This window comes from Streptomyces sp. R21, assembly GCF_041051975.1.
GTDB lineage: Bacteria > Actinomycetota > Actinomycetes > Streptomycetales > Streptomycetaceae > Streptomyces.
The window spans coordinates 9,041,412-9,060,209 of record NZ_CP163435.1; the positions used below are offsets into that span (position 1 = coordinate 9,041,412).

Sequence of the window (18,798 nt, forward strand, 5' to 3'; positions counted from 1 at the left end):
GGTTTCAGAGGGTGACCAGCATGGCGAGCATCGCGATCCCCATCGACAGCCGGCAGGCCCGCGCCAGCTCCGGGCGATCGCCCCAGCCGACGGTGCGGGTTCCTGTGCCGAGGGCGCGGACACCTTCGCCCAACGGCATGCCCACGGCCGCGACGGGCAGCAGCCGGGCCCCGGACCGCAGTACGTAGCCCGCGAAGTAGAGCAGGAGGACACCGGTCATCAGCGGTGTGCCGGAGCCGCCGTGGCCGTGGTGCCCGGGGGAGGCGACCATCACGCCCGCCATGTAGACCATGGCGAAGGAGCCCACGAGGTGGTGCAGATGGTGTCGGTCGGTGCGGGCCGCCCACAGGGAGCGCAGCGCGGCCGCGCCGAACACGGCCGCGTAGCCGAGCCAGGCCCAGCGCGGTGGCGCCGCCACCGCCGCGGGCACGGCCATCGCGGCCATGCCGAAGCCCATGAGCGCCTCGCCGCCCGCGGTGCGGCGCTGTTCCTCGACGGCGCTGCGCATCCGCAGCAGGCAGTAGGCCCCGGTCGCCGCGCACAGCACGACGAGCAGCCAGCCGGGCGAAACCGGTCCGTGCACCGCGTACCTCCCGCCTTCCGCTCGACGCTTCGACACTGACGGAGTCGGATCGGACATCGGATCGGGCAGTCGGTTCAACAGATGCCCGGACCGGGTGGCGCGCACGCGAGCGCAAGGGTGTACGCGGGGGAGCGTGCGGGAGCGTGGTGCAGGTGGGAGCATGTGTTTTACGAGTAAAACACATGCTAATCTTGTGGTTATGAGTAGTGCGACCTCCAGAACCCCGTCGGTCCGACGGCTTCCGCTCGCCGGTGTGCTCCGCGTCGGCAGACCCGCCGACATCTGGTTCAAGCCCGCACTGAGCGTGGTCGCCTCGACCGCCCCGCCGAACCTGACACTCCTCGCGCTCGGCCGCCTGGACCTGGCGATGTACACCATGGCGGGCTCGCTCTGCGCGCTCTACGCACACAACCGTCCGTACGCCGCCCGGGCCCGCACCCTCGCCCTGGTGGTGCTCGGCATGCTCGGCGGCCTCGGTGCCGCACTGGTCGCCGCCTCGCTCACGACCGACACCGTCGTGCTCGTCACCGTCGGTGCCCTGCTGGCCGCCGTGCAGAAGGCGCTGTGCGACGCCGCCCGCATCGGCCCGCCCGGCCATGTCGTCCTCACCTTCATCAGCTCCGCCGCCCTGTTCGCACCGCAGACGCTCGACCAGATCCCCGGCCATCTCGCGCTCGGCGCGGCGGCGGGCACCTGGGCCTGGATCGTCGGTATGGCCCCCGGCCTCGTCCGTCCACACGGACCGGAGCGCCGCGCCACCGCCCACGCGCTGAACGCCGCGGCGGCCTACGTCGAGACGCGGGGGAAGGGCGAGGCGGCCGCCCGCACCCGCGCAGCCGCGGCCGCCGCCGTCCACGCCGCGTGGCAGTCGCTGCTGTCCACCGGCGCCCGCACGGCACCCCGGCGCGCCCTCGAACGGCTCGTCGTGCGCGCCGAGGTCGCCCTCGCCGCGCCCGCCGACACCCGGCCCGAACGGCTGCGCGCCTGGGCCCGCGAGCTGTGCGGCACCGGGCCCGTCCCGCACGCGGACGACCTGGAGAGCGCCGCCGACGAACTGCTCGGCGTGGAGACCGCGCTCGACACCCCCGCGCGTCCGCTGCTGAGCCGACTCGGCCCGCTGGGCCCCATCGCCCTGCGCACCGCGCTCGGCTGCGCCCTCGCCGGATACGTCTCGCTCGCGCTCGGCGTCGGCCGCCCCTACTGGGCGCTGGTCACCGCCGCCTCCCTCTACCAGGCCAACGTCACCCTCACCTGGAGCCGCGGGGTGCAGCGCGTCGTCGGCAACCTCGTGGGCGTACTCGTCTTCGCCGCGATCGCCCCGATCGCCCACCTGGGTCAGGCGGCCCTCGTGCTGTGCTGCCTCGCCTTCAACTTCGGCGCCGAGGCGCTGATCGGCCGCAACTACTGGCTCGGCAGCATCTGCGTGACCCCCATGGCTCTGCTCATCACCGAGTTCGCGCAGGCCCAGCAGCCGGGCGCGCTGATGACCGACCGCGTCGTGGACACCCTCGTGGGCGCGCTGGTCGGCTTCGCCGCGGCCGTCGCCGTCACCAACCGCCGCGCCGGTGACCGCATCGAGCATGCCCTCGTCGCGGTGGAACGGGCCCGCGAGCGCGCCGCCCGGCTGCTCGCCGCCGAGCGCCCCGACCCCGTTGCGCTGGAGTCCGCCCGGCGCGGTCTGGCCGCCGCGGTGGTCGGCCTGCGCGCCGACGCCGATGCCGCGGCCGGCGAATGGTGGCAACGCGCCCTGCCCGAGGAGCGAGTGATGCTGGCCGAGCAGGCCGGACACCGTACGCTCGCGGCGACGGTACGACGGCAGGGACTGCACTCCTTGGAGGGCGCACAGGCATGACGGCAGCGAACGGGCGGGCGGTGACGGCGGAGACCGGGGGCGCTGCGGTGGAACGGGCGGCGGTGGTGGGTGCCGGGGGCGCTCCGGTGGAACGGGCGGCCGCTGTTGGTGCCGCCGGTGCTGCGGCGGAACCGACGGCCACTGCCGGCGCCGCGGGTGCGCCGGTCGCATCGGCGGCGAGTGCGGCCGACACCCCCGGGTACGGGGGGCCTGAGGCGGCTCGGGACACCGTGGCCGCGGTGGTGCGCCAGTGGCAGACGGTCCATCCCGGGATCGACACCGGGCCCATGGAGATCATCGGCCGCATCAACCGCAGTGCCGCACTTCTCCAGCAGGCCGAGGACGCCCCGCTGCGCCGTGCCGGGCTGACCCGCCCCGAGTTCGACGTCCTCGGCACGCTGCGGCGCACCGGCCACGAGTTGACCCCCAGTGAGATCGCACGCGAGACGTTCTCCTCCGGTGCCGCCGTCACCAAGCGCCTCAAGCAGCTCACCGAACGCGGACTGGTCGAGCGCCGTGGCGACACCCGGGACCGACGGGTCGCCCATGTCCGGCTGACCGACGCGGGCCGCGACCTCGTCGACGGCATCCTCCCCGACCAACTCGCCTACGAGACCGCCGTGCTGTCCGGTGTAGCCCCCGACCGGCAGCGCGAACTCGCCGCGCTGCTCGGGGAGTTGCTCGGCCAGCTGGAGGGCCGTTTGGGAACGCCGCGCGTCTGAGGCTCTCCAGGGGGAGTTGCCCGAAACTTTCGATGCGGTGACTTCGCGGGCACCGGCCGTTGACAGAGGGCGCGGGGCACTTCTACGTTCGGGCAGGTCGGTTCGGTCACACGACTGACGTACGACATCTCGAACGAGCCGCAGGTATCCCTGCCGACGTGAGGAGCCCGCGCCATGGCAGCCGAGACCGAAACCCTCACCATCGACCTGGGAACCGGCACCGGCGCCTTCCACGGCGGAGCCAGCGGCACGCTCTACGGCCTGTACGGCGACGGTGTGCCCAGCCGCACCATCGTCGAGGGCATGTACGTCCGCACGGTGTCGACCAAGGCACAGGACGGCACCCAGCATCCCGGCGCCGACGCGCTCGAAATCCTGCCGTCGTTCGTGGCCGCCGGCGGCCGGGACGTCTACATCTACATGACCGACATCTACCGCGGCTTCCCCTACGAATGGCCCGGAGCGACGGGCGAGGAGCGGCTCGCCGACTACACGGCGAGGGTCGAGAAGCAGGTCAAGCAGGTCCTCACGATGGGCGACCTGGCATCCCATGTCGTGTACGTGCCGTTCAACGAGCCCGAAGGGAACATGTTCGGCGAGGGGGAGTGGAGCTACAACAAGGTCTCCTGGCGCACCGATCCGCAGCACTACTTCGCCGCCTGGCAGGACATCCACCACCTCATCAAGGGCCTCCATCCCGACGCGCGCATCGCCGGCCCCAACACCAGCATCCTGTACGACGAGGTCAGAGGCTTCCTGGAGTTCGCCAAGGCCCACGACGTACTCCCCGACGTGATGACCTGGCACGAGCTGTCGACGCCCTCCGCGATCCGCACGAACATCGCCAAGTACCGCCGTATGGAGGCAGAGTTGGGGATCGACCCGCTGCCCATCAACATCAACGAGTACGCCTTCAACTATCACTTGTCCGTCCCCGGCCAGGTCGTCCAGTGGATCGCGGCCTTCGAGGAGTGCAAGGTCGACGCCGATCTGGCGTACTGGAACATCGACGGCAACCTCAACGACTCGGTGGCCGAGGCGAACAAGGGCAACGGCCAGTGGTGGCTGTTCAACGCCTACGGACAGATGACCGGGCACACCGTCCAGGTCACGGCGCCCCACCCGAACGAGCAGTACACGCTCCAGGGCGTCGCCACGCTCGACACGGACAAGCGGCAGTCCCGGGCGCTGTTCGGCGGCAAGAGCGGTGCCGCCGAGATCCTCTTCGAGAACATCGCCCCGGACGTCTTCGGCGCCACCGTGCACTTCGTGCTCCAGGAGATCCCCTGGACGGGCCAAGTCGGCTCCTCCGCTCAGCCGTTGCGGCTCCAGGAAGGCGAACTCCCCGTCCATGACGGCAAGGTGACGCTCTCTTTGACCGACCTCAACGCGATGTCCGCGTACCAGGTCGTCCTCTCGCCGGGCGGCAACGGCGCGGTCTGCGCGCCGCCCTCGGTCGGCTGGCGCCGGACGTACGAGGCGGAGAACGCCACCTACACCGGGGACGGTTACTCCAGGAAGGGGCCCGAGGGGTCGCCCTCCGACGTCGACAAGTTCGCCACCTCCGGCACGTACCACGTGGGCGGCCTGCGCACCGGATCCGACGGGGTGCTCGCGTTCAGCGTCGAGGCCCCGCAGGACGGCACCTACGACCTGAGCGTCTTCGCGAACTCGTACAACCTCGACGACCTGGTGAGGGAGCAGGGACCCACCAATGTGTTCCTGCGGGTCGACGGCAAGGACCCGCAGGAGCTGCGGCTGCCGCTCGGCTACAAGTGGGTGGTGTGGGGCCACACCGACACCCAGGTCGAACTGACCGCGGGGCAGCACACGATCACGCTCTCCGCCCAGGACCCCGACCTCGGCGTCACCAAGGGCGACGCGCTCATCGACCGGATCGACCTGGCGCTGCGGGACGAGCACGTGACGGCGCCCGCGCTCTACGAGGCGGAGTACGCGAGCCTGCGCGACGGCGCCTATGTCTCGTACGTGCACCGGGGAGCCTCCGGTCCGGGAGCGGTCGTACTGCCGCACGGCGGAGGCGCCACCTTCTGGGTGCATGCGGAGGACGACGGCGAGGTGACATTGACAGTCGATCAACTCGGCGTCGGCGACGGCATGTTGACGGTCAACGGCGAGGACGTGGGGCGTGTCGCCCGGGGCGCGATGCCGCTGTTCCTCGCCGGGGGCGTCAACAAGGTGACGGTGACGGCCGGTTCGGTGGGGCTCGTCCTGGACCGGCTGCACGTCGGCCCCGGCCGAGGGCTCCTGGAGCAGACGGTGTACCCCGCCGAGAGCGGCACGGTGACCGGCACCGCGCAGGTCACGGACGCCCACCCCTTCGCCGGCGGCGGCAAGTCGGTCGACGGCATCGGCAAGGGCGCCGCCAACGCCCTCACCCTCACGGTCACGGCGGCGGACAGCGGCCGCCACGCCCTGACCCTCCGCTACTCCAACGGCGAGCAGCCGCCCGCCACGCACTACAACCCGGACCCGGTCTGCCGCCACGCCGACCTCTCCATCAACGGAGCCGCCCCGCAGCGCGTCCTGTTCCCCACCACCTTCCACTTCAACAACTTCTGGAACCTCACTGTCCCGGTCACCCTGGAGAAGGGTTCCAACATCCTTGCGTTCACGGCCGACGAGCTGCCGGACTTCGACGGCGACACCGCCAACGCGTACCGGCAGCGCTCCGCGTACGCGCCGGTCATCGACCAGGTCACGGTCACGCCGCTCGCCTGACGACAGTGCAGGGCTGCGCGCGCGAGGCGCACAGCCCTGCACTGCCCAGCCTGTCCGGCCAGGTCACCGTCAGGCGTCGAACGCCGTGTCCCTGGCCCGCTTCTCCCAGGGGGCGATGTCCTCGCGGACCTGGTCGAGGTGGCCGAGGACCGCGGAGACGCCGTCGTCGCCGAGGGGCAGGCGCAACGGGGTGCTGTCGGCGTCGAGCGCGGCGAGGATGAGCGCCGCCGCCTTCGCAGGGTCACCGGGCTGGCTGCCGCCACCCCCGGAGACGAACCCGCGGGTCACGCCGACCTTGGCGTACACACCGCTGTCCGCACTGACCCCTGCCCTGTCGGCCTCGAGCAACGAGGTGCGGAACCCGCCAGGCTCCACGATCAGCACCTTGATGCCGAAGTCCCGCACCTCGTCCACCAGCGCCTCGGTCATGCCCTCCAGCGCGAACTTGGTCCCGCTGTACGCGGAGAAGCCGGCGAAGGACATCTGCCCGCCCATGCTGCTCATCTGCACGATCGCGCCCGACCGGCGCTCCCGCATGTACGGCAGCGCGGCACGCGTCAGGGCGGCGGGCCCGAAGACGTGCAGGTCGAACAGATCACGGAGTTCCGCCTCGGTGGTCTCCTCGAAAGCGCCGACGTGGGTGCGGCCCGCGTTGTTGACCAGGACGTCGATCCGTCCGTGCCGCGCCACCACGTCCCGCACCGCCGCCTCGGCGGCGGCCGTGTCGGTGACGTCCAGTCGCAGTGCCTCCACCTGGTCGGGGTGGGCGGCCACCAGGTCGCCCAGCGCCTCGGGTCGCCGGGCCGCGCCGACGACCACGTCACCGGCGGCGACGGCCGCCTCGGTGATGGCCCGCCCGAAACCGCTGCTCGCACCCGTGACCAGCCAAACCTTGTTCATGACCACTCCTGGTTCATCAATCGGTCGTTGTCTGCGAACCAGCTTGCCGCCGAAGGTCGTTGACCGTCCAAGACTCGCGGTGATAACCGATAGGCATGACCACGGACGTACACGGACGGGACCTGCGCTACTTCGTCGCCGTAGCCGACGAACTGCACTTCACGCGCGCGGCTGAGCGGTTGTACGTGTCGCAGCCCGCGCTGAGCAAACAGATCAGGGCGCTGGAAGGCCAGTTGGGCGTGGAGTTGTTCCACCGTGACCGGCATGGCGTGGCGTTGACGGCGGCGGGCACCGAACTGCTGCCGCACGCCCGGCGGGTGCTGGGGGCCTGGGAGGAGGGCGCGGCAGCGGTGGAGCGGGCCAGAGCGGCGCAGCGCAGCACGCTGGTGGTGGGCATGAGCACGAGCCCGGGCCGCGGCGGCCTGCTGCCGGCCATCCGCTCCCGCTTCACCTCCGCCTTCCCGGAGGCCACCGTCCGGCTGAAGCAGGTGAGTTGGGACGACCCGACGGCGGGTCTCGCGGACGCCGCCACCGACGTGGCCTTCGTGTGGCTGCCGCTGCCGGACGCCCGGCGCTACGCATGGACGGTGGTCGCCGAGGAGCCGCGCCTGGTCGCCCTCCCCGACACGCATCCCCTGGCGGCGCGCGAGGAGGTCGACTTCGCGGACCTGGCCGACGAACCGTTCCTGGCGCTGCCCGAGAGCGCCGGTCCGCTGCGCGACTACTGGCTGGCCCTCGACGCCAGGGACGGCCGCGCCCCGCGCATCGGCGCCGAGATCGCCAGCACCGAGGAGACGTACGAGGCCCTGGTCGCGGGCCTCGGCGTCTGTCTGGTGGCCGCGGGCAACGCCCCGCTGATCTCCCTCGGAGGTGTCACCACCCGCCCGGTCCGCGGCATCGGCCCCAGCCGTTACGCCCTGGCCTGGCGCAGGGAGGACGCGGGGCGCCCGCTCGTACAGGCGTACGCGCAGGCATCCCGCGAACCGGCCCGTCGGTGAGCCCGGTCTCGGCTGGGGCTACCGTGAGTGGTTTCCGACGGACACGGCGCCGGTGGTCCTCGTACCGGCGTGGTTGTCGTACACGACGTCGCCGGTGGACTTCTTCCAGATCTTGATGAGGAAGGTGTCCGGCTTGTCGGTCGCGGTGATCCGGAATCCGTAGCCGCCATTGCCGTTGACACTGCCGGAGCCCTGGTAGACGGCCTGGGTGCCGTTGATCACGAGCCAGTCGGAGGCGGTGGAGCGGAACGTGAGCCGGGCCGGGCCGAAGACGAACGTGGCCTCTCCGGTGGGAACGGCGGCTCCCTTCCGGTACCGGGCGTCGAAGGCGAACGCCGCCTTGCCGGTCAGACCCGGCCTGGCCGGAAAGGCCCCGGCGGGCGAGGTGATCGTCCCGGCGCCGAACGCGGGGCCGGCGGCACGGTCGTAGGCGATCAGCTCGGCAAGCGTCGTGCTGTCCGTGCCTTTGTCGTCGTCGGTGACGGTGATCACCGGACGGCGGATGCCCGCCTTGGTGTAGACATGCTCGGCGCGGCAGCGGGTGCCCGTGACGGTGCCGCTCGTCGGCCGGGTGCCGTCCTTCCAGTCGACTATGCAGGTGTGGCTGTCGGAGCTGCCCGGGTCGCCGAAGGCGGTGGTGACGACCGCGGACCTGCCCACCGCGACGGGGGAGCCGGGACCCGTCGCCGAGGTGATCGACGGGGCGGCGTTGGTGACCGTGACCGTCGTGGTGTCGGTGCTGCGGCCGCCGGTCAGGGTGACCTCGTAGGAGCCGTTGTCGGTGCAGGTGAGGGTGGTCCGGGCCGCGCCGGGGTCCGCGACGGTGCACGGGGCGCCGTCCTGGACCGTCCACTTGGGGCCGCCGGCCCCGGAGACGGACCCGGCGAGCGGAATGGCGTCGCCCTCGGTGCCGGTGGCGTCCGGTCCCGCGTGGACGATGGTCACCGGGTCGACACTCGTCAGGGTCGGGACGACCTTCTTGATCAGGCCGTCCGAGTCGAACTCCATCTTGTCGACGGTGGTTTCGCGGTGGGTGCCGTCGCCGCCGGGGATGGCGAAGCGGTGGTAGGCGATGTACCAGTCGTCGGTGTCCGGGACGTGCACGACGCTGTGGTGGCCGGTGCCCTTGATGCCCTGGGAGAGGTCCTTCGACAGGATCACGCCCTGCTTCGTCCAGGGACCGGTGGGGGAGGGGCCGGTGGCGTAGGCGACGCGGTAGTTCTCGTCCCGGGTGTCGTTCTCCGACCACATGAAGTAGTAGGTGCCCTTGCGCTTGATGACGAAGGAGCCCTCGTTGTACCCGCTCGGGGTGATGTCCTTGATCTTCGAGGTGTCGAGGGACGTCATGTCGGCGCCCAGCGGTACGACGTACGCGTGGCCGTTGCCGAAGTACAGGTACGACTGGCCGTCGTCGTCGGTGAAGACCGCCGGGTCGATCATCTGGCCGCTGAAGTCACCGGCCTTGAGCAGCGGCTTGCCCAGCGCGTCCTTGAACGGCCCGGTCGGTGAGTCGGAGACCGCCACGCCGATGTTCGCGTCGGCGCAGAAGTAGAAGTAGTACTTCCCGTCCTTCTCGGCCATCGTCGGCGCCCAGGCCCTGCTGTCCGCCCAGCTGACGTCGGGTCCCAGGTCGAGGATGACGCCGTGGTCCTTCCAGTGGACCAGGTCGGTGGAGGAGTACGCCTTGAACTGCGTGCCGCTCCATCCGTCGAAGCCGTCGGTCGTCGGGTACATGTAGAACGTGTCGCCGAAGCGCACGATGTTCGGGTCGGCGTTCAGACCCGGGAGCACCGGGCTCTTCATGGTGAGCGCCGAGACTGTCCAGGTCCGCTTCTTGCCGTCGGACCCGGTCACCTCGTACGTCACCGGCTTGGTGAAGTCCTGGACGCTGCCCGAGGCGGGGCTGATCGCCGCGCCGTGGGCGAGGGTGAACTCCGGTGCCAGCGCGGTGAGATCGGTGCCCTCCTTCATCGGGAGGGTGACCCTGCTGTCGGCGTTGTCGATGATCGCGTCGACCTTCAGTGCCGGGTGGGCGGCTCGCGCGATGCCCGCCGTGTTGCCGCTGAGCTCCATCACCTCCGCGGCCGACAGGGCACGGTCGTAGACGCGGAAGTCGTCGACCTCGCCGCCGAAGTACGGGTCGCCCGAGTACAGGGACTTGCCGATGTAGCCGCTGTAGTCCTTGTTCGCGTCGTACAGCTCGGAGGGCTTGATGGTGGTCGTCGTACGCGCCGCCTCGATGCCGTCGACGTAGAGGACCATCGTGCCGGTCGCGCCGTCGAGGGTGACGGTGACGTGCCGCCACTCACCGGGCGTGAGCTGCGAGCCGGCCGTCAGTTTCGACTCCGCCGACCAACTGGCTTTTGATATCGCCGAGTAGAGGCTGGAGCCGCCGTTCGACGGTGTGGCGAAGAGGTACTTGTTGCTGTCGGGGCCGAGCCCGAACAGCCACTGGAAGTTGTCGCCGCCCTTCCACTTGGCGTACGTCGACACGGTCACGCTGTCCGCGTTCTTCAGCACACCGTTCGGGATCTTCACGTACGGCGAACTCGACGCGTCTCCCGACATCTTGAACGAGCCGCCCTGCACGCCGGTGCCGAAGGCGGGCGTGTGGACGTACGTGCCGTGATAGCCGTGTCCGCTGGAGTCACGGGCGATGTTGCCGCCCGTCTCGTCGAAGGCGTAGTGCAGGAGCAGGTCGGCCGGGACGTCGGCGCCCTCCTCAGACACGGTGACCTCGGCCTGGACCGGGATCGCGGCACCGTCGGGCAGGCTGCCGGTCACCGTGAAGGTACCGGCCTTCGCGTACGCCGACGCCGGGACGTCGTCCCAGGTGACGGCGACGGGCCGCTTGACGCCGTCCGCGTACTCGGCGACGACGGTGGCGGGCAGCACAGGGGCCTTTCCGATCCCCGTGCGCACCTTCACGCCTTCGACGCCCGCCACCAACTGGTCGGGCTGGTAGGCGCGCAGCAGCCGGTCGTACTCGGCCTGGGTGACGGGCAGGACGGTGCCGTGGCGCGGTTTCGACGGCAGGTCGTAGCCCGTGGACGGGGTCCAGTTGCCGGAGTCGAGGTCCGTCGTCTCGAAGGGGAGGTAGCCGCGGCCGCCGAACTCGTCGAGGAACGCGTACCACTTCTCCTCGGTGTTGGACTTGAACACCAGCGGACCCTCGGCCGCGCTCATCGCGCCCTTGCCGATGCCCTCGGCGACGGCGTCCCAGGACGGGTTGAGGATCGAGTCGCTCTTCTCCTCGAAGATGAACTTGCTGTTGGGGGTGGAAGAGGTGTTGTTCCGTTCATCCTTGGACAGGCGGTAGTACGTCCCGTCGTGCTGGATCATCGTGGAGTCGATGACCGAGTAGCCGCGGTCGATCCAGACCTTGGGCTCGCTGAAGGTGTAGAAGTCGCGGGTGGTCGCGTACATCATGCGGTTGTACGTGTCGCCGGAGTGCGCCTCGTTGTCGTACAGCTTCGACGCCCAGAAGACGACGTACTCGCCGCGCTCGGCGTCGTAGAACGCTTCTGGCGCCCAGGTGTTGCCCGCGCTGTCGGGCGAGATCTTCACCAGCCGCTGGTCGGTCCAGTGGACCAGGTCGGTGGACTCCCAGATCATGATGGACTTGCTGCCGGTGCGCTGGGAGGCGTCCCAGTCGCCGTTGCCGTAGATCCTGAGGTCGGTGGCGATCTGGTAGAACTTGTCGCCCTCGGGGGAGCGGATGATGAACGGGTCGCGCAGGCCCTTCTCGCCGAGCGTGGAGGTGAGCACCGGCTTCCCGTCGTTCAACTCCCGCCAGTGCAGCGGGTCGTTGCCCTTGCTGAGCGCGGAGTAGAGCTGCTCGCCGTCGGCGGTGCCCTCGCCGGTGAAGTAGCTGAACATATAGCCCTTGAGGGCTTCCTTGGCGGGCCGTTCGGGCACGTGCGCGGTGAAGGTGCGGGCCGCGCTCGCCTCGCCCTTGGTGACGGTGGCGGTCAGCTCGACGCTGGTGGCGCCGTCGCCGTGCGCGGGCCGGTGGACCACGCCGTCCGCGGAGACGACGTCCGGGTTCGCTGAGGACCAGGTGACCTTCGTGTCGTACGAACCGCTCGCCGGGAGGGTGAGGTTGCCGCGTGCGTCGGCGAGGTTGTGGACGGTGAGCGCGTCGGCGGCCTGCCGGGCGGCGGTGGTGTCGTCGAACGCGGCGCGGACCGTGACGTCGAAGGTCCTGGTGTCGGTGACCGGGCCCTTCTTCAGGGTCGCCGTGAGCCTGGCGTGGCCGTCCGGTGAACCGGCGCCCGGACGCGTCACCTTGCCGCTGTCCGAGACGACGGAGGTGTTGTCGCTGGCCCAGCTGATGAGGGAGCCGCCGGCCGTGCCCGTCTTCGGCAGGTCCAGGTCGGCGGTGACGGCGCCGGTGTCACCGAGGCCGAGGGCTGCCTTGTCGTCGGCGACGCCCTGCGTGTCGACGGGGAGGGCGAGCTGCTCGACCTCGGAGCCGGCCAGTGCGCGGTCGTAGACGCGGAAGTCGCGGATCCGGCCCTTGAAGAGCTTGTCGCTGGAGTAGACGGACTTGCCCAGGTAGTTGGCGGTGGTGGTGCCGGAGCCGATCGCGCCGGGGGTGAGGGTGACCGACGTGTTGCGGCCCACCTCGACGCCGTCCTCGTAGAGCACGCCCGTGGTGCCGGTCTGGGTGTAGGCGAGGTGTTTCCAGACCGAGCGGGTCAGGTTGTGGGAGTCGGACGGCTTGGTGGTCTGTTCCGTCGACCAGTTGCCGGACGCGAGGGAGGTGCGCAGGGAGTTGCCGGTCGTGAACAGGTAGCCGTTCCCGCTGCTCCCGCTGGAGTTGCCGAAGCCGTAGAGGAAGTACGGCGTGCTCTGCGCGGAGTCGATGCGGACGTCCAGGGAGACGGTGATCGAGTCCATCCCCTTCACGACGTTGTCCGGCACCTTGACGTAGGTGTCGGACCCGTTGAAGGCGAGCCCCTGGCCCGAGCCCGACCAGTCGGCGGTCCCGCTGACCGTGCCGTCCCGGCCGTTGCCGGACGCGTCGCTCACGGTGCTGCCGGAGGCGGCGTCGAGCCTGTACCAGAGGGCCAGGCCGTCGGTGATGTCCGAGGGTGCTGCCGTCTGTGCCGCCCCCGCGGGGAGGGCGGGTCCGGCGAGGGCCAGCAGCATCGAGGCGGCGGTGAGCCCGGCGAGATGACCCGCCCACCGTCTCGTGCGGCCGCGCAGGCGTGCGATGTGCGTCATGTCGGGGTTCCCTGCTGAGACACGGCTGATGACGGGAGGGGCAACTCAGGAAGAGGGGGCGAGGGAGGGGGGGAAGGCGCATCCTGCCGACGGCAAGGCCCTTGCGGGGACCCGCCGTTACGTGCGTGTGACGTCGTGTTGCGAGAGTGTCAATCGGCGTGTGGTGCACCGTCAAGAGTTTTCGAACAATGTGCGGCAGGTCGAACGAGATCCATCGCGACCAAGCCTCCACGACCCACGGCAAAGCCCGCGATCACGTTCCGATCGCGGGCTTTGCCGTGTTTTCGGGGGCGGAGGCTCGCCGGAGTACCGGGCGAGGGGTCGGCGAACTACCCTTCCTCGCCCGGCACATAGACGCCGAACATCGCCCCCTGTGGATCCCGCAGCACGGCGATGCGCGGCCCGTCCGGCACGGACATGGGCTCCATCAGGATGGTTCCGCCCGCCTCGGCCGCGTCCGCCGCCGTGGCGTCCACGTCCTCGACGGAGAAGTACGGCAGCCAGTGCGAGGGCACCTCGGGCGGGAACTTCTCGTCCATCGTGACCATGCCGCCGAAGTCGGCGCCGTCGATGCCCCACTGCGTGTAGCGCTCCGAGGCGTTCACGCTCCAGCCGAACACCGTCGTGTAGAAGGCGACGGCCCGCTCCGGGGCGCGCGTCAGCAGTTCCACCCAGCCGAGCGAGCCGGGCGCGTTGAACACCCCGGCGCCGGGGAAGGCGCGCGGCTGCCACAGCTGGAAGGCGGCGCCGGCCGGATCGAGGGCCACCGCGAAGCGGCCCACGTCGAAGACGTCCATCGGGCCGAGGAGGAGCGTGCCACCGGCGGCCTTCACCGCCTCCACGGCCGCGTCCGCGTCGGCCACCGCGAACGACACGTTCCACGCGACGGGCTGCGACTCCTGGTACAGCGGCGACAGGGCCGCGACCGCCGCGTCCCCGAGGTGCGCGACCGTGTAACCGCCCGCCTCCTGGCGCGGATCCGTCTCCGCACGCCAGCCGAACAGGCCGCCGTAGAACCGCTTGGCCGCCTCCAGGTCGCTGGTCCCGAGCTCGGTCCAGCAGGGCCCGCCGGTCACCGGCTTGTCGAGCTTCATGGCAGTCCTTCCAGCAGCTTCCGCGAGCAAGCCCCCTCCAGCACGCTAAGCCCGCGTCCCGGCCCCGGCCATCCGGCGACGCACCGGCAGGCGGCGCCGTATATGTCCTGCCGTGGCCCCGCCCGCACATCCGACGGGTCCACGGCAGGACGGGGTCAGATCCCGGGCCGGTAGCGCAGGGGATGGTCCCCCGGGATCTCCACGAGCACGATCTCGGTGCCGTCCGGGTCCGCGATCCACATCTCGATCAGCCCCCACGGTTCCTTGACCGGCGGCCGCAGCACCTCGACGCCCGCCGCCAGCAGCTCCGCGTGCGTCGCCGCCGCGTCCGCGACCTGGAGCCACAGCTTGAGCGCGGGGGAGGGCGGGGTGTCGGAGTGTCCCGCGACCTCCAGGAAGCCGCCGCCGAGGAAGTAGACCGTGCCGCGCTCGGGGCCCGTGCCGAACTCGCGGTGCACGGCGAGCCCCAGCTGCTCGCCGTAGAAGGCGCGTGAGCGCTCCGGGTCGGTGGGGCGCAGAAGGGTTCGGCTGCTCAGTACATGCACCATGCACAGGGAGCCTAGTGGCGGGGTTAGGCTCATCGGTGCCCGAGCCGCGCCATAGATTCGGAGAAACGCTCCATGGACACCGCTTCCACCGGACTGACCTTCCGCGACGCCACCGACGCCGACGTCGACGCCCTGGTGGCGCTGATCGAGTCGGCCTACCGCGGGGACTCCAGCCGGGCCGGCTGGACCACGGAGGCGGACATCCTCCAAGGGCAGCGCACCGACCCCGAGGGTGTGCTCGCGGTCATCAAGTCGCCCGACAGCCGGCTGCTCACCGTGGAGCGGGACACCGCGGTCGTCGCCTGCTGCCAGCTCGAACACCGCGGCGACCACGCCTACTTCGGCATGTTCGCCGTCAGCCCCGCGCTCCAGGGCGGCGGCCTCGGCAAGGTGATCATCGCGGAGGCGGAGCGGCACGCGCGCGAGACCTGGGGTGTCGTCGAGATGCACATGACCGTGATCTCCGTACGCAACGACCTCATCGCCTGGTACGAGCGGCGCGGCTACCGCCGTACGGGAAGGATGACACCCTTCCCGTACGGCGACGAGCGCTTCGGCGTGCCGCAGCGCGACGACCTGCAGTTCGAACTGCTGGTCAAGCCGCTCGCATAATCGTTACGCCGTGCTGCGACCTGCTGGTCTCACGCGGTGAAGCGGCCGGTGCGTTTGATCTCGGGGTAGTCGGTGGTGGCGCCGTCCAGCTGCAGGGCGCGCACGAGCCGCAGCTGGTCCTGAGTGTTGACCACCCAGCCGATGATCTTGAGGTCGGCCTTGCGGGCGTGTTCGACGACCTCCAGCGTCAGCCGGCGGATGTTGAGGCAGACGGTGGAGGCGCCGGCCTCGGTGGCGCGGTCCACGACATCGATGCCATAGCGGCTCGCGATGAGCGCGGTCCGCACGCCCGGTACGAGCCGGGCGATCTCGTCGATGGCCTCGTCGTGGAACGAGGACACCTCCACCCGTCCGACCAGGTCGCGCCGGTGCATCACCTCGGCCAGCGCCCGTGCGGCCGCCACATCCTTGATCTCGGCCTGTAGTGGCGCTTGTACGGCGTCCAGGACCTCGTCGAAGAGGGGGATGCGCTCGCCGTGGCCGGCGTCCAGCGTGCGCAGCTCGGCGAGCGTCTTCTCGGCGATGGGTCCCGAACCGTCGGTCGTCCGGTCCACGTCGGCGTCGTGCATGACGACGAGGGCGCCGTCCTTGCTCAGATGCAGATCGAGTTCGATCAGGTCGAGGCCCGCGTTCTGGGCGGCCTGGAAGGAACGGAGCGTGTTCTCGGGCTCGACACCCATCACTCCGCGGTGACCGATGGTGAGGAAGTTCAAGGTTCGACTCGCTTCCGTCGACGGCGGCTCGGCTCGCGCGCGGACTCCGACGGGACGTCCACACGGCAAGGCCGCAGCCTAATGGCCCGACTGTGCGATGTACCCGATCGTACGCCGGGGAATGGGCCGCCGGGCCGGGGAGACCTGGCCTGTCCCGCCCGGCCGGGTCACTCCTGGGTGGGCGAGTCCCATGGGCGTTGACCTGGCCCGTATCTCTTGCCACTTGATGGACTGACGGATAGTCAAGTGATGTTTCCACGAAGAGAGTCGGCGCCCGCAGAGAGCCGGCTCCCGGAGAGAGGTGATGTCATGACCGCAGAGCCCGCCCCCGATGTCCGCGCGCTCCTCGACGCCATCAAGGCCCACTTCCCGGATCTCGGGGGCGCCGTCACCGATGCGGCACAGGCGCGGCGGCTGCTCGCCCAGGCGCCCGCCTGGCCGTTCGAGCCGCCCGCGGTGGGTTCCGTCGAGAGCCGCGCGGTACCGGGTCCGGCAGGGGCGCCGGACATCCCCGTACGCGTCTACCGGCCGGACCCCGAGCGGTCGCCCGGACCGCGGCCGACCGTCGTCTTCTTCCACGGCGGCGGCTGGGTGATCGGCAGCCTGGACACGCACGACCCGATCGCGCGCGCCCTGTGCCGCGACGCGGGCGCGGCCGTCGTGTCGGTCGACTACCGGCTCGCGCCCGAGGCCCGCTTCCCCGCGGCCGTCGACGACGCGTACGCCGCGCTGTGCTGGGTGGCGGCGCACCTCGGCGAACTGGGCGGGGATCCGGGCGCGTTGGTCGTCGCCGGGGACAGCGCGGGAGGCAACCTCGCCGCCGTGGCGGCACTGATCGCCCGCGACCGCGGCGGCCCGCCGCTCGCGCTCCAGGTGCTCGTCTACCCCGCGACCGACGCGCGAGTGCGGCTCGCGCCCCCCGCCGAGGACGCTGCGGGAGACTTCCTCACGGCGGACCACGGCCACTGGTTCGCCGAGCAGTACTTCGGGCCCGACGGCGACCGCGCGCACCCGCACGCCTCGCCCCTGGTGGCCGAACTGCACCGGCTGCCGCCCGCCCACGTCGTCACCGCGGGCTTCGACCGCCTCTGCGCGGAGGGCCGCGCGTACGCCGCGAAGCTGCGGGCGGCCGGAGTGCCGGTCACGGAGAGCCACTACCCCGGCATGTTCCACGGGTTCTTCGGCTTCCCGGAACTTCTCGCGGATGCCCGCGCCGCACAGCAGTCCGTAGCGGAAGTAATCGCCGCAACGGTGTCCGGCAGGAAAAAGAGCGGTGAAGACGGGGGTAGCGCAGGATAATCTCCCGAGGCTCTACTTGTGGGAAGGAACCTCGGACGCATACGGTGTTCATACGCGAGGTTCTCCTGTGGAGGATGGGACATGACGGAAATTCTTGTGCAGGCTGTGACGGAGGGGCGGGTTCCTCCCGTGAGCAGGGTGGTGGAGCACCCGGCTTGGCCCGTGCTCAAGGATGCCGTGGAGGAGATCCGGCCATGGCAGTCCAAGGACGGCTCGATCGACTTCGAGGCCGAGGGTGCGCCTGACACCGCCGACGCCGACCTTGCCGTACGCCGTGCCATAGACGCGATAGAGCAGCTCGCCCCGCTGCTGCCGCACGACGCCGACTACCACGCGGCTCTCGTGAAGGACCTGCGGCGCTGGGCTGACCAGGGCTTCCAGGTGCCCGACTTCCTCGACTCGCTGCTGGCCTTCCAGCCCGCCGCGCACCGCGAGGACGGGCTCCAGCACCTGGTCGTCTTCCCGATGTACACCCAGAACGGCAACCCGAACCGCAACTTCGAAGCGGTCGTGCTGCGCATGGTGTGGCCGGACTGGCTCGCGGAGCTGGAGGCCACCCGCTACGACAACCCGCTGTTCTGCGGCATCTCCTTCGAGGACTTCACCGCCGGCTACGACACGAACTCGGCCGTTCTCTTCCCGGAGACGATCGCCGTGCGCGAGGCGCCCGAGCGCTTCTCCTGGGGCGGTATCTTCTGCGACCGCGAGGCCGCCCGCTTCCGCGCCGTCACCGACGCCGCCGTGGGCATCCTGGGCCTGGAGCTGCCCGAGGACATCGCCGCGATGGTGCACGACCAGAAGCGCAGCGAAGAGGCCTTCGTCCTGTGGGACATGGTCCACGACCGCACCCACAGCCATGGCGACCTGCCCTTCGACCCGTTCATGATCAAGCAGCGCCAGCCGTTCTGGATGTACGGCCTCGAAGAGCTGCGCTGCGACCTCACCGCCTTCAAGGAGGCCGTGAAGCTGGAGGCCGACGGGGTCCCGCAGGCCCGCGACGTGCAGTACGCCGTCCTGTTCGACCGCATGTTCCGCTTCCCGGTCACCGGCGAGCGCGTGCGCAACTACGACGGCCTCGGCGGCCAGCTCCTCTTCGCCTACCTGCACAAGCACGACGTCGTCCGCTGGACGGACAACAAGCTGCAGATCGACTGGCAGCGCGCCCCGCAGATCACCAACCAGCTGTGCGCGGAGATCGAGAAGCTCTACCGCGACGGCATCGACCGCCCGAAGCTGGTCCACTGGTTCAAGGCGTACGAGCTGGTCTCCACCTACCTCGCCCCGCACCCGGGCTCCCGCTGGGCCAAGGGCCCGGACGCCCTGGACCTGACCCAGCCGCCGCGAAAGCTCGTGGACGACGTGCTTCCTGACGAGTTTCCGCTCAGCATGTTCTATGAGGCGCTCTCCAAGAAGCTGAAGAACGTGATCGCCTCCACCAAGGGCATCACCGCGGCGAGCGCCGAGCGGGCCGCCGCGTGAGCGCCCGCCCCGAGGCAGCTGAAGCTC

The 18,798-nt window shown here is 70.5% G+C and carries 13 protein-coding genes; 7 read left to right on the forward strand and 6 right to left on the reverse strand.

Annotated features, from left to right (window positions below; translation table 11 throughout):
- Window positions 1-4: 4 nt before the first annotated feature.
- Window positions 5-583: a DUF5134 domain-containing protein gene (locus tag AB5J56_RS40445; protein ID WP_369240682.1), complete on the reverse strand. Its 579-nt coding sequence runs from the start codon at window positions 581-583 to the stop codon at window positions 5-7.
- Between the two features lie 199 nt (window positions 584-782).
- Between AB5J56_RS40445 and AB5J56_RS40450 the strand changes: the two genes are divergently transcribed.
- The 3 genes from AB5J56_RS40450 (at window position 783) to AB5J56_RS40460 (ending at window position 5,899) form a co-directional block, all read left to right on the forward strand.
- Complete coding sequence (locus AB5J56_RS40450; RefSeq protein ID WP_369240684.1) at window positions 783-2,435, forward strand: FUSC family protein; 1,653 nt, start codon at window positions 783-785, stop codon at window positions 2,433-2,435.
- Between the two features lie 230 nt (window positions 2,436-2,665).
- Window positions 2,666-3,157 carry a MarR family winged helix-turn-helix transcriptional regulator gene (locus AB5J56_RS40455; protein WP_369243072.1) on the forward strand — a complete coding sequence of 164 codons (492 nt, stop codon included), beginning with the start codon at window positions 2,666-2,668 and terminating at the stop codon, window positions 3,155-3,157.
- Window positions 3,158-3,331: 174 nt separating this feature from the next.
- Window positions 3,332-5,899, forward strand: a complete 2,568-nt coding sequence (locus tag AB5J56_RS40460) for a cellulosome protein (RefSeq protein ID WP_369240686.1) — start codon at window positions 3,332-3,334, stop codon at window positions 5,897-5,899.
- Between the two features lie 69 nt (window positions 5,900-5,968).
- Here the strand turns inward: AB5J56_RS40460 and AB5J56_RS40465 are convergent, their stop codons facing one another.
- On the reverse strand, window positions 5,969-6,799 hold the full coding sequence (locus AB5J56_RS40465) for an SDR family NAD(P)-dependent oxidoreductase (RefSeq protein ID WP_369240688.1): 831 nt from the start codon (window positions 6,797-6,799) through the stop codon (window positions 5,969-5,971).
- A gap of 95 nt (window positions 6,800-6,894) precedes the next feature.
- On the opposite strand from AB5J56_RS40465, the gene AB5J56_RS40470 reads away from it, so the two are divergent.
- The gene (locus AB5J56_RS40470) at window positions 6,895-7,797 is read left to right on the forward strand and encodes a LysR family transcriptional regulator (protein WP_369240690.1); all 903 of its coding nucleotides are present in this window, start codon (window positions 6,895-6,897) and stop codon (window positions 7,795-7,797) included.
- 18 nt (window positions 7,798-7,815) lie between these two features.
- Here the strand turns inward: AB5J56_RS40470 and AB5J56_RS40475 are convergent, their stop codons facing one another.
- The 3 genes from AB5J56_RS40475 to AB5J56_RS40485 all read right to left on the reverse strand — a co-directional run bounded on the left by AB5J56_RS40475 (window position 7,816) and on the right by AB5J56_RS40485 (window position 14,668).
- A complete protein-coding gene (locus AB5J56_RS40475; RefSeq protein WP_369240692.1) occupies window positions 7,816-13,026 on the reverse strand; it encodes a family 43 glycosylhydrolase in 5,211 nt (1,736 codons plus the stop codon).
- Between the two features lie 329 nt (window positions 13,027-13,355).
- Window positions 13,356-14,120 (reverse strand): VOC family protein, encoded by a 765-nt coding sequence (locus AB5J56_RS40480; protein ID WP_369240694.1) that lies wholly within the window; start codon window positions 14,118-14,120, stop codon window positions 13,356-13,358.
- 155 nt (window positions 14,121-14,275) lie between these two features.
- Window positions 14,276-14,668 (reverse strand): VOC family protein, encoded by a 393-nt coding sequence (locus AB5J56_RS40485; RefSeq protein ID WP_369240696.1) that lies wholly within the window; start codon window positions 14,666-14,668, stop codon window positions 14,276-14,278.
- A 72-nt stretch (window positions 14,669-14,740) separates the two neighbouring features.
- Here AB5J56_RS40485 and AB5J56_RS40490 point away from each other — a divergent pair, with 72 nt between their 5' ends.
- A complete protein-coding gene (locus tag AB5J56_RS40490; protein WP_369240698.1) occupies window positions 14,741-15,280 on the forward strand; it encodes a GNAT family N-acetyltransferase in 540 nt (179 codons plus the stop codon).
- A 29-nt stretch (window positions 15,281-15,309) separates the two neighbouring features.
- Here AB5J56_RS40490 and AB5J56_RS40495 read toward each other — a convergent pair whose 3' ends face one another.
- Window positions 15,310-15,993, reverse strand: coding sequence for a glycerophosphodiester phosphodiesterase (locus AB5J56_RS40495; RefSeq protein ID WP_369240700.1), 684 nt, complete (start codon window positions 15,991-15,993; stop codon window positions 15,310-15,312).
- 309 nt (window positions 15,994-16,302) lie between these two features.
- Between AB5J56_RS40495 and AB5J56_RS40500 the strand changes: the two genes are divergently transcribed.
- Together AB5J56_RS40500 and AB5J56_RS40505 are read left to right on the forward strand one after the other, a co-directional pair.
- Window positions 16,303-17,292: an alpha/beta hydrolase gene (locus tag AB5J56_RS40500; protein WP_369240702.1), complete on the forward strand. Its 990-nt coding sequence runs from the start codon at window positions 16,303-16,305 to the stop codon at window positions 17,290-17,292.
- 81 nt (window positions 17,293-17,373) lie between these two features.
- Complete coding sequence (locus AB5J56_RS40505) at window positions 17,374-18,771, forward strand: DUF6421 family protein (protein ID WP_369240704.1); 1,398 nt, start codon at window positions 17,374-17,376, stop codon at window positions 18,769-18,771.
- Window positions 18,772-18,798 lie beyond the last annotated feature (27 nt).